General features: G+C 54.1%; 9 protein-coding genes. 4 read left to right on the forward strand and 5 right to left on the reverse strand.

The features are described from left to right. Positions 1-14 precede the first annotated feature (14 nt). The 4 genes from pflB (at position 15) to ACLTX1_RS03285 (ending at position 5,370) form a co-directional block, all read left to right on the forward strand. Complete coding sequence (gene pflB, locus ACLTX1_RS03270; protein ID WP_176820839.1) at positions 15-2,243, forward strand: formate C-acetyltransferase; 2,229 nt, start codon at positions 15-17, stop codon at positions 2,241-2,243. Next, complete coding sequence (gene pflA / locus ACLTX1_RS03275; RefSeq protein ID WP_308448656.1) at positions 2,243-2,941, forward strand: pyruvate formate-lyase-activating protein; 699 nt, start codon at positions 2,243-2,245, stop codon at positions 2,939-2,941. Before pflB ends, pflA begins: the two co-directional genes overlap by 1 nt. Positions 2,942-3,138: 197 nt before the next feature. Further along, entirely contained in the window at positions 3,139-4,662 is a 1,524-nt protein-coding gene (locus ACLTX1_RS03280; protein ID WP_308448655.1) for a DUF1538 domain-containing protein, read from the forward strand. 12 nt (positions 4,663-4,674) lie between these two features. Continuing rightward, the gene (locus ACLTX1_RS03285; RefSeq protein ID WP_308448654.1) at positions 4,675-5,370 is read left to right on the forward strand and encodes a P-II family nitrogen regulator; all 696 of its coding nucleotides are present in this window, start codon (positions 4,675-4,677) and stop codon (positions 5,368-5,370) included. 120 nt (positions 5,371-5,490) lie between these two features. Here ACLTX1_RS03285 and ACLTX1_RS03290 read toward each other — a convergent pair whose 3' ends face one another. From ACLTX1_RS03290 to ACLTX1_RS03310, 5 genes are all read right to left on the reverse strand, one after another. Next, complete coding sequence (locus ACLTX1_RS03290) at positions 5,491-6,381, reverse strand: carbohydrate ABC transporter permease (protein ID WP_412264136.1); 891 nt, start codon at positions 6,379-6,381, stop codon at positions 5,491-5,493. A gap of 20 nt (positions 6,382-6,401) precedes the next feature. Continuing rightward, a complete protein-coding gene (locus ACLTX1_RS03295) occupies positions 6,402-7,373 on the reverse strand; it encodes an ABC transporter permease (protein ID WP_412264138.1) in 972 nt (323 codons plus the stop codon). A gap of 193 nt (positions 7,374-7,566) precedes the next feature. Continuing rightward, positions 7,567-9,159 (reverse strand): ABC transporter substrate-binding protein, encoded by a 1,593-nt coding sequence (locus ACLTX1_RS03300; protein ID WP_412264139.1) that lies wholly within the window; start codon positions 9,157-9,159, stop codon positions 7,567-7,569. Between the two features lie 327 nt (positions 9,160-9,486). Continuing rightward, complete coding sequence (locus tag ACLTX1_RS03305; RefSeq protein WP_176820845.1) at positions 9,487-10,272, reverse strand: response regulator; 786 nt, start codon at positions 10,270-10,272, stop codon at positions 9,487-9,489. Further along, positions 10,269-12,041: a sensor histidine kinase gene (locus ACLTX1_RS03310; protein WP_412330459.1), complete on the reverse strand. Its 1,773-nt coding sequence runs from the start codon at positions 12,039-12,041 to the stop codon at positions 10,269-10,271. Before ACLTX1_RS03310 ends, ACLTX1_RS03305 begins: the two co-directional genes overlap by 4 nt. Positions 12,042-12,061: the final 20 nt, after the last annotated feature.

Raw genomic sequence — 12,061 nt, forward strand, 5'->3', positions numbered from 1 at the left:
AGGAATGGGAAACTATGAACGCTTGGAGAGATTTTAAAGGCGGTAAGTGGCAGGATCGCATCGATGTCCGCGACTTCATCCAGAAAAACTACACCCCCTACACGGGCGACGAAAGCTTTTTGCAGCCCCCGACCGCTCGCACCGAAAAAATGCTCGAAAAGTACGAGGCTCTCTGCCGCGCCGAGCAGCAAAACGGCGGCGTTTTGAACATCGATACCGAAACCGTCATCACCGCCACGTCTTTCGGCCCCGGCTACCTTGATAAGGAAAACGAGATCATCGTCGGCCTCCAGACCGATGAGCCGTTAAAGCGCGCTTGCAACCCGTTCGGCGGCATGCGTATGGTGCGCTCCGCCTGCGAAGCCTACGGCTACAAGGTCTCCGATAAAATTGAAGAGGAGTTTAAATACCACAAGACCCACAACGACGGCGTGTTCTCTGCCTATACGGATGACGTGCGCGCCGCACGCCACGCCGGCATCATCACCGGCCTGCCGGATGCCTACGGCCGCGGCCGCATCATCGGCGATTACCGCCGCGTTCCGCTCTACGGCGTAAACCGTTTGATTCTCCAAAAGCAGAAAGATAAAGCCGATCTCGGCAAAAATCCCCTCACGGCCGATACCATTCGCCTTTCCGAAGAAGTCACCGACCAGATCACCGCGCTCAAGGACATGGTGAAAATGGCCGCCATGTACGGTTACGACATCACCCGCCCGGCAGAAAACGCCCGCGAGGCTGTGCAGTGGCTCTATTTCGCATATCTCGCCGCCATCAAAGAGCAGAACGGTGCCGCCATGAGCCTCGGCCGCACCTCCACATTCCTTGACATTTATTTTGAACGTGACCTCAAAGAAGGCGTACTCGATGAATCCGGCGCACAGGAGATCATGGACGATTTCGTCTTAAAGCTCCGCATGGCGCGCCACCTGCGCACACCTGAATACAACGAGCTTTTCGGCGGCGACCCCATGTGGATCACCGAGTCCCTCGGCGGCACCGGCGAGGACGGCCGCACGCTCGTCACCAAAAACTCTTACCGCATGCTCCATACGCTCTATAACCTCCACCCGTCCCCGGAGCCGAACCTCACCGTGCTGTGGTCGAAGCACCTGCCGGAAAACTGGAAGCGCTTCGTCGCGAAGGTCTCCTGCGATACCGATGCCATCCAGTACGAGAGCGACACCGTTATGCGCCCCGCATTCGGTGATGATTACGCCATTGCCTGCTGTGTCTCCGCCATGCGCGTCGGCAAAGATATGCAGTTCTTCGGTGCGCGCGCAAACCTTGCAAAGCTCGTCCTGCTCGCCATCAACGGCGGCATGGACGAAGTGAAAAAGACCCGCGTCGCGCCTGAAATGCCTGTCTGGCCGGACGAATACGTCGATTTCGACGGCCTCCTCAACCGCCTCGATTTCTACCGCGATTGGCTCGCAAAAACTTACGTCGATGCCATGAACACCATCCACTACATGCACGACAAATACGCCTACGAAAAGAGCCAGATGGCGCTGCACGATACGAACGTCCGCCGTTTGATGGCGTTCGGCATCGCCGGCATGAGCTGCATGGCAGACTCCCTTTCCGCCATTAAATACGCCAAGGTGCGCTGCATCCGCGACCCCGAGACCGGCCTCGTCACCGACTTCGAGACCGAGGGTGAGTTCCCGTGCTTTGGCAATGACGACCCGCGTGTCGATTCCATCGCCTGCGAGCAGGTGCGCCGCTTCTACGATGCCCTGCGCGAATACCCGCTCTATCGCGGCGCACAGCACACGCTGTCCATTTTGACCATCACCTCCAACGTTATGTACGGCAAAAAGACCGGCAACACGCCGGATGGCCGCAAACTCGGCGAGCCGCTCGCCCCGGGCGCAAACCCCATGAGCGGCCGTGATAAATCCGGCGCGCTCGCAGAGCTCAACTCCGTCGCAAAGCTTTCTTATGATTATTGCCGTGACGGCATCTCGAACACGTTCTCCATCATTCCGGAAGCCCTCGGCAAAACGGAGGAAGACCGCATCACAAACCTCGTCCAGCTCCTTTCTGGCTACTTCATTCAGGGTGCGCATCACCTCAACGTCAACGTCATGAACCGCGAAACGCTCATCGATGCCTACCATAACCCGGAAAAATACCCCAACCTCACCATCCGCGTTTCCGGCTATGCGGTCAACTTCCACCGTCTCTCCAAAGAGCAGCAGCGCGAAGTCATCTCCCGCACATTCCATGAGGCAATCTAATGGAAGGCCGCGTCAGCTCCGTACAGTCCATGGGCGCGGTAGACGGCCCCGGCCTGCGCTACGTCGTCTTTCTGCAAGGCTGCCCGCTGCGCTGTGCCTACTGCCATAACCCCGAAACGTGGGACTTAACCGGCGGTACGCCCTACACAGCAGAGGATCTCTGCAAAACAATCCTCCGTTACCGCCCCTACTTCGGCGAAAATGGAGGTGTCACCGTCTCGGGCGGCGAACCGCTTTTGCAGCCCGAGTTCGTCGCGGAATTATTCCGGCGCCTGCATGAGCACAACATCCACACCGCGCTCGATACCGCCGGCGCCGGCGACCTTTCCCGTGCCAAGCAGGTTCTCAAGCACACAGACCTCGTCCTTTGCGACATCAAGTTCCCCACGGAAGCGCAGTACAAATCCCACTGCGGCGGCTCCTTGCAGCACACGATCGATTTCATGCGCCTTACGGAATCGATGCATATTCCCCTCTGGGTGCGCCACGTCGTCGCGCCCGGTCTTTCCGATACGGTTGAGAGCCTCCGCGCCGTCAAAGCTCTCGCGGAGTCGTTCTCCAATTTGGAGAAAATCGAGTGGCTGCCGTTTAAAAACATCTGCGCCGCCAAATACAAGGCGCTTCATATCCCGTTCCCCATGGGCGACAAACCCTCGTTCTCACAAAGCCACGTCGAAGCGCTCCTTTCAAAGCTATAATTTCATCCAAAAAGGCTGTCCCGCACTTTGCCGGGCAGCCTTTTCGTTTTCATCTCTATTTCCGTTTTGGTTTAGATTTATACATTTTTTGAAAAATTCACAATTTTAATCGTCACAGACACGCGTTTTTATGCTATAATAAAAGTGATTTTCGTTCAACCACCCCACAACACATAAGAAAGGTCGTGAGGCATCGATTGAAGCTAAGACAAATCCTCTCTGAAAAATGGAAGGAAGCGCTTCAGGCTGTCCTTCCCATCATCACCATCGTGCTGGCGCTCTCGTTCACCATTGCGCCGCTCTCGCCAAGCGTTCTGCTGTGCTTTTTAATGGGCGCAGTGCTCATTTTGGTCGGCATGATGTTCTTCACCACCGGCGCAGAGACCGCCATGACCCCCATGGGCGAGCGCATCGGTACCGCCATGACAAAAACGAAAAAGCTCGGTGCCGTTATCACGCTTTCGTTTTTGCTCGGCTTTATCATCACGGTCTCGGAGCCGGACTTACAGGTGCTCGCATCGCAGGTGCCGTCCGTGCCGAATTTAATTCTCATTCTATCCGTCGCATGCGGTGTCGGCGTGTTCCTCGTCGTGTCGCTTCTGCGCATGCTGTTTTCCATCGCGCTGCCGCCGCTGCTTGTCGGATGCTACGCCGTCGTGTTTCTTCTGGCGTTCTTTGTCCCGCCGGAATTTCTCGCCGTCGCGTTCGATTCCGGCGGCGTGACGACCGGCCCCATGACCGTGCCGTTCATCATGGCGCTCGGCGTCGGCATCTCGGCCATCCGCAGCGACCGCCATGCGGCAGACGACAGCTTCGGTCTCGTTGCGCTCTCGTCCATCGGCCCCATTTTGGCCGTCATGATCCTCGGCATCATCTATAATCCGAATGAAAGCACCTACACGCCGCCCATCCTGCCCGAAATGCAGGATTCCTCGGAGCTTTTCGAGCTGTTCCGCACCGGTATCCCGACCTACCTCATCGAGATTGCCGTCTCTCTCCTGCCGATCATTCTCTTTTTCCTCGCGGCGCAGTTTCTTGTTCTGCGGCTTTCTAAGCGCAAATTATTCCAGATCGGCATGGGCCTCGTTTATACATACATCGGCCTTGTGCTGTTTCTTACCGGTGCAAATGTCGGCTTCATGCCCGCCGGTCATTACCTCGGGCAGCAGTTAGCTTCCTATAAATATTCCGCTGTCATCATTCCCGTCGCTATGGTCATGGGCTATTTCATTGTTCGCGCAGAGCCCGCCGTGTACGTTCTCAATCGTCAGGTCGAGGAGATCACAGACGGCGCCATCTCCGCCAAGGCCATGGGCATCGGGCTTTCCGTCGGCGTGTCCATCTCGCTCGGGCTCGCCATGATCCGCGTCCTCACCGGCATTTCGATTTTGTGGTTCCTCATCCCGGGCTACGCGCTCGCGCTCATCATCTCGTTTTTTGTCCCGAAGATCTACACCGCCATCGCGTTTGACTCCGGCGGCGTCGCTTCCGGCCCCATGACTGCGGCATTTCTGCTCCCCCTCGCACAGGGCGCGTGCACGGCCGTCGGCGGCAACATGGTCACAGATGCCTTCGGTGTCGTTGCCATGGTCGCCATGACGCCGCTCATCACCATTCAGGTCATGGGCCTCGCGGCAAAGCTCATGCAGCGCCGTAAAACGGAGACCGCCGCACCCGCCGCATTCGCCGATATGGACGAAAACGCAATCATCGAACTGTAAAGGAGGGCGTTTATGGGCGACAATTTATACTGGATGATTACCATTACAGACCGCAACCAAAGCCAGAAATTTCTGTCATTTTATAAAACCTATGGGATCGAGGTCGTGCTCAGCACGCTCGGCAAAGGCACCGCCGCGTCCGAAATTCTAAACGATTTCGGACTTGAAGCCACGCAAAAAGCCGTGCTGCTTTCCGTTGTCACCGGCAAGGTCTGGAGTGCCGTGCAAAAGGGACTGCAGACCATCATGCTCATCGATATTCCCGGCACCGGCATCGCGTTCACCATGCCGCTCAGCAGTATCGGCGGCAAACGTCAGCTGGAGTTTTTAACGAACGGTCAGCCGTTTCAGAAAGGAGAGGAAAGCGTCTTGAAAGATACCAAATACGAGCTTCTGGTCGTCATCGCAAACCAGGGCTATACCGAGCAGATTATGGCCGCAGCGCGCCGCGAAAACGCAGGCGGCGGCACCGTCATCCACGCAAAGGGCACCGGCATGGAGGGAGCGGAAAAGTTCCTCGGCGTTTCCCTCGCCAGTGAAAAAGAGCTTGTGCTCATCGTCGTAAAGCACGCGGATAAAAACAACGTCATGACTGCCATTATGCAGGAAGCCGGGCTTGAGACCAAAGCGAAAGCCATCGTCTTTTCCCTGCCCGTCACCGGCACTGCCGGCCTTAGATTACAGGACTTAAACGAAGAAAACACATAAAACAACGACCGTAACAAAATATCTGCACATAACAAAATCACCCTCGCCGGAGGAAATCCGCGAAGGTGATTTTTGTCATTCTATTATTATGTTGGCAAAGAGAATATCTGATTGATCAAATCAGCCCTTAACAGCGCCGATCGTGATGCCCTTGACGAAGTACTTCTGGAAGAACGGATAAACAACGAGCACCGGCAGAACACCGACAACGGCGATTGCCATCTTGATGCCCGTGCTCGGCATGTTCGCCGTAATCTCAGCTGCAGCCGCAGCGTCCATACCGCTCTTCAGCGCCTGCACGTCTCGCAGCATGTCATTCAAAAGAACCTGTATACTGTAAAGGCTCTTGTTCTGCTGGAGATAGTAAAGACCGTTTTTCCAATCGTTCCAGTAGGAAAGACCGATAAGCAGTGTCATCGTTGCAACCATCGGAATGCTCATCGGCAGAACGATCGTCAGCAGGATTCTGAACTCGCCCGCACCGTCAATGCGCGCCGCTTCAATAACAGCTTCCGGAATGTTCGTGGAGAAGTACGTGCGCATCATGATCACGTAGAACGCGTTGACCATAAGGGACGGAATGATGAGCGCCCAAATCGTGTTGCTCACCTTGATGTAACGGGTGTACATGATGTACGTCGGCACAAGACCGCCGGAGAACAGCATCGTGAAGAACACGTAGAACGCAAGACCGTTGCGGCCCGGTAGGTCGCGGCGGGACAGCGGGTAAGCCATGAGGATCGTCATGGAAAGGCCGCACAGCGTACCCACAACTGTGGAGAGGATTGTGATGCCGTACGCGGAGATAATCTTGTTGCTGCTCTTAAACATGTACTGGTAAGCATTCAGACTTAGTGCCTTCGGGAACAGCGTGTAGCCGTTGCGGATCAATTCCTGCTCGTCCGTAATGGAGGACATAATGAGCAGAAGGAACGGGAAGATGCAGCACAGGGAAAGGATAACCATCGCAATGTGTGCGCCGACCTGAAACCCTTTGTTTTTTTCGACCATGGTGTTTCTCTCTCCCTTCCTTAGAACAGTGCGTTCTCTTCGCCGCCGATTTTCTTAACGGCAAGGTTCGCGCACAGGACCAGTATAAAGCCGACAACGCTCTGGTAAACGCCTGCTGCGGAAGATCTGCCGTAATCGTTCAGCGTGATGAGTGCGCGGTAAACGTACGTATCAATCGTGCTCGTAATGTCGAGCAGCGGGCCGGAATCCATCGGCACCTGATAGAACAGACCGAAATCGGAATAGAAAATCTTGCCGATAGACATCAGTGTCAGCGTGATGATGGTGGGCAGAAGGCTCGGCAGCGTAACGTGAACGATCTGCTGCCAGCGGTTTGCGCCGTCGATGACCGCCGCCTCATAGTAGCCGTGGTCAATGCCGACGAGCGTTGCATAATAGAGAATGCAGTCGTAGCCGAACACCTTCCAGATATGTACGATGACCAAAATGAACGGCCAGTACTTCGGCTCTGTATACCAGGAAATCGGCTTAACGCCAAGTGCCTTAAAGATCGTGTTGTTGATAAAGCCGGATTCAGAGCTCAGCATTGCGAACACCAGATAGCTGACCACAACGATGGAGATCAGGTACGGCATCAGAATGATGGTCTGGTACACCTGCTTGAACAACTTGCTCGTAATCTCGTTTAAGAGAATCGCGATTGTAATGGCAATCACGGTGCCCAGCACGATAAAGCACAGGTTATAAAGCAGTGTGTTGCGCGTAATGTTGAAAGCGTCCTTCGTTTTAAAAAGGTAGGTGAAGTTGCTGAAACCCACCCAGTCACTTGCAAGGATGCCCTTACGCCAGTTGACCTTCTTGAAGGCGATGATCAGACCGCTCATCGGGATATACTTATCCATGAGCAGATACAGGGCGCCCGGAAGGAACATCAGATACAGCGGGATGCAGCGGTAAAAGCGCAGCCACTTATTCGGTTTTGCCGAGCGCACTTTCATTTCTTTTTCCAGTGCGGCAGATTTATTCGGCATAATTAGAAACCCCTTTCAATCTGTTTTCGTCCTGCTCCGTTGAAATTCTCCAAAAGAACATGGGCATGTACAGAAGGGTCATCTCTCTGTACACGCCCATGCCCTTTTCCCTCTCGGGAAAAAGACACGGATTTTCACAAGGAAGCTGAAACGAATCTCGCTCCAGCTTCTTTAAGTCTAATTGTGAAGTAAATTACTTCTGCTCAGCCAGCCAAGCGTCGAGCTGTGCCTGCTTCTCTGCGATGATCGCATCGATGCCGGCATCCTTCAGCTCAGAGTTGAACTGCGGGAGAGTCGTCTCCGGGTCAAGAGCGCCGCAACCGAGTGCCTTGTGGTACTTGTTAACAACGTTCGTGCAAGCGGTGATCTCGTTCGCAACCTTGGTTGCGTCGAAGGTGAAGCCGAATGCTGCGGACTTCTGAGACTCTTCGTTGAATTTCTTCGTTACATCCCAGTAATCAGCCGGGAGATCGGTGCCCCAGATGTCGCCGATGAACTGGTTCGGCATCAGCCAAGTACCGGACTTTCTGTAAGTGGTGGTCGTTGCATCAAGGCCGTCCGGATAGTTGATTCTGTCCTGACCGTTCGTAACAGCGCCTTTCTCGATTACTTCGTAGTGAACGCCCTCAATACCGTACATGTAGAGGTTGCTCAGCTCCGGGTTGCTGTAAAGCTCGTTCAGAGTCTTCATAGCAGCTTCCGGATGCTCGCAGCTGCCTGCGATGGACCACAGACCCATGGTAACACGGTCGGTGGTAGCCAGTGCCGGAACCAGCTCAACCGTGCCGATCGGGTTCTTGAGGTTCGCGTTGTTCTCTTCTGCATAGTACGGCTTCAGGTTAGTGAAGGTACCGAATCCAGTGCCTGCATCCATCAGAGTGGTTGCAGTCTCGGTGGTGTTCACGGCGTCAGCCTGAATGAGGCCTTCCTGCATCCAGTTGTACATCGTGGTAACGAGGTTCTTGTACTGCTCAGTCTCGTAGAGGTTCACAACGGTGGTGTCCGTAGCCATGTCGGGGAGAACACCGAGGTTAACCATCTCGTCGCCCAGAGAGTCCCAACCCCAGGCACGGATGTTTTCGCCGGCGGAAATAGCTACCGGCCAGCAGTTCTCTTCGTTTTCCTTAATGGTAACGAGAACATCGTGGAGGTCTTCGAGGGTCTTAACGGAATCCATGTCGAGGTTATACTTCTCGGCAAGGTCCAGTCTGTACGCAAAGCCATAGGAAGCTGCAAGATCACGACCCTCCGTGAGGCCGAACAGCTCGCCGCCTACGCGACCGCAGTTGATGTTGTCCCAACCGAGCTGCTCAATGATGCCCTGGCCGTACTTCTCGATGAGATCATCCATCGGATAGAGCTGACCGGAATCAGCGCAAGCCGTGTAGTTGACCATGTAAACCGGGAGAAGGTCAACGCCTTCGCCGGAGGAAAGCATCAGGGAGATCTGGTCAGCATAGCTGCTGAACGGGAGGAAGGAAAGTTTAACGTTCACGTTGAACTTCTCTTCGAGGATCTTGTCCATTGCTTCCTCAACCTGTGCGATACCGGATTCTTCTTTACCGCCTGCCATCGTCACGATGTTGAGGGTTACGAGTTCGGACTCTTTCAGATCTTCTGCTTCGGAAGAGGCATCGCTGCTATCAGCCGCAGCGCTGTCAGAAGCGGAAGATTCGGAAGATGTGCTGGAGTCTGCGGTGGAGCCGGAAGAACCGCCGTTGCCGCAAGCTGCCAGGGAGAGGGTCAGCGCTGCTGCCATGAGCATTGCTACAAGTCTCTTTGCCATTTTCTTACTTCCTTTCATACTTTTCGACCTGCGATAAATTTATTTTTAGCCTTCGCGGTCAAATTACACATATATAGTAACAGAAAATCCGCACCTTTTCTGCAAATTTCGTGACATCTCCTATTCAAAATGTGACATATTTGTGAAGACTTTGCAGGATGTCCTTTACAATCCTGCATATCGATACTCTATATCGATAAAAAAAGAGGAAAACCCACATGGGTGTCCCTCTTTCAAATGCAAGATACGCTCTCTGTCTTTCACCCGTTTACACGGATTTTACATTTTGTGACAGTTTTACAACAATTTACCGAAATAAAACGCGCTTTACAGCTTAGACCGCCGCTTTGCCGCACGGTATTCCACCGGTGACATGCCTGTGTATTTTTTAAAAACCTGCGAAAAATACGAGAAATTCGAGTACCCCACCTTCGTTGCAATGAGGCTCACCGGGATGTTCGTGTCACTCAGCAAAGACTGTGCCGCGCGCATCTTCTCCGTCACAATATAATCATTTAAAGAGGCGCCCGTTTCCTTTTTAAATAAGCGGGAAAGGTATTCCGGGTTCAAATAGATTGCGTCCGCAATCTCCGCGCGGCTTAAATCCTTGTCGATGTTTCGCCGGATATACGTCATCGCGCGCTGTATCGGTGTCTGCTCCGTCTTGTCCGGCTCCTTCTCCGCACTTTCGTCCTCGCCACGGTACTTCGCATAAGCATTGTACCGCCTTTGGTTTTCCGCTTCGCGCACTTTTCCGGCCGCACGCTCCACCGCCGCCTCAATCTCCGCATACGGCGCAGGCTGCAAAATGTAGTCAAAGCTGCCAAGCTTCACGGCCTCCTGCGCATATTCAAATTCCGCGTGTGCAGAAAGGAAAATGCACACCAAACCGGAAAACCGCTCCTGCGCCCAACGCAGCAAAGCAAAGCCGTTCGTCGGCGGCATTTCAATGTCGCACAGCAGCACATCTATGCGCTCGCGTTCAAAAACGCTTTGCGCTTCCTTCACGCTGTACGCCGTAAACACCTGCTCCACGGGTATTTTTTCCCAGTTTACGCCGGTCACCATGCTCTCCACAACTTCCGGCTGGTCATCTACGATCAATACGTTCATCCGTTGAAAGCCTCCTCTCCGTCCGGCTCATCCTCTGCCGCATGCAGCATCGCGAGGTCTATCGGAAGCAAAATTTCAGATACACTGCCCATGCGTTCGCCCATATCCCGATTAAAGAACGCGTATAAAGCGCGGTCGCCGTAAATCAGCTGCAAGCGCTTTTTCACATTGTTGATGCCCACGTGGTTCTGCGCGTATAGCGGGCTGTCCGGCTCGTTGATCTCCGCAATCACGTCCTCGGGGAAGCCGCCGCCGTTATCCGTCACCGTCAGGTCGGCAAACGTGTCCGCGCCGCTGCGCAGCACCGCTGCCTTCACCTCAATTTTCAAAACGTAATCCGGCGAGTACACATGCTTCACGCAGTTTTCCACAAAGCTCTGCAAAGAAAGCGGCGGGATTGGCAAGTCCCGTAAACGCGGGTCAATGTCAAACCGGCACACCGGCGGGTACTGCGAAGACCCCCGCTGCATCTCGATGTAATTTTCAATGTGGTCTAATTCGCGCGAAAGCGGCACAAGCTCCATACTGTCCGTAAAAATATACCGTATGTGCTTCGAGATCTCCAAAATCATTTTTTGAATACGGTCATATTTGCCCGCTTCCGCCAACGCATATAAGCTTTTAAGGCAATTTAAGAAGAAATGCGGGCGGATCTGCAGCTGCATGTAACGCAGCTCCGCCTTCTGCGTCTCAATCTCGTGCTCGTAAGATTCGATTTTCAAATTCTTAATCTGCGTCATCATCGTGTTGAACGTCTCGTTCACTTCGTTGAATTCGCGTATGTTCGTCTTGCCCTCGGCCTTCGCCTCCAGATTGCCGGCACGGATATGCTCCATAACACTGCGCAGCCCCTCTACCGGCTTCGAGATGGAGTTCGTCAGCCGCCACTGAATGACCGGAATCAGCACCAGCGCCAGCAAAGAGAGTACAAGCAGCGCCGCCTGCAAGCCATCGAGCGAGCCGAAATACCCGCTTTCGTTTACGGCAAGGATTGCCCTGCAATCCGTACCCGCCAAATCACGGCCCACGATCATATACCGCTGCTTTCCGCCCGAAATAAAGTAGCTCTCATAGTCGCCGTTCAAATCGATCCCGTTATCCTCCACAAAATCGACAGAGGTCAGCGGCTCGTTATTTTTATCGGAAAACAACATCACCGCGTCGGTGTCAATCTGCGTGTAGCGCACGTCCGCCAGCGCCGCCAACGGCACCATCGCCACAAGGTACGTGCCGCGCCCGCCGTAAAAACGGAATAAATATGCCTTGCCGCCGATTTCCGCGTGCCGCCACTGCATATTGTACGAATACGTGTTGTTCTCCGCCGCGTCACGCACAAAAGCGCGCAGCCGCTCCTTTTGCGCATAGGGGATAGAATCGTCAAAAATATCGCGCTCGGCATCGCTCGGCACGCTGTAAATGAAAAACGCGCCCACATCACCGTATGCCGGCAGCGCCGTTTTCAACTGCGTAATGAGCGTATAGCTTGCAAGATACGCCTTTAAGGGGTTTTTCTCACCGCCCGAAAGCGTGCGGTAATCGTCGCTCACCGTCAGCCCGGTGAGAAAATCGTTCACAGAATCAAGCTGCTCCTCCATGCGCCCTACCCGGTAATCCATCGTGCGCATGTTGGAATCCGCAATTTTCCTGTTAAATGCCTGCGTGGAATACAGGTTACTGAATAAAAGCAGCGCGATCAGCGGCAGCGTGACGCTCAATACAGCCGTCATCAGTTTTCGCCTGAACGAGACTTCTTTCTTCGAACTTTTCATGCCGCGCGATCCTTTCATCT

This window comes from Hominenteromicrobium sp., from assembly GCF_046974225.1.
Classification (GTDB): domain Bacteria; phylum Bacillota; class Clostridia; order Oscillospirales; family Acutalibacteraceae; genus Hominenteromicrobium; species Hominenteromicrobium mulieris.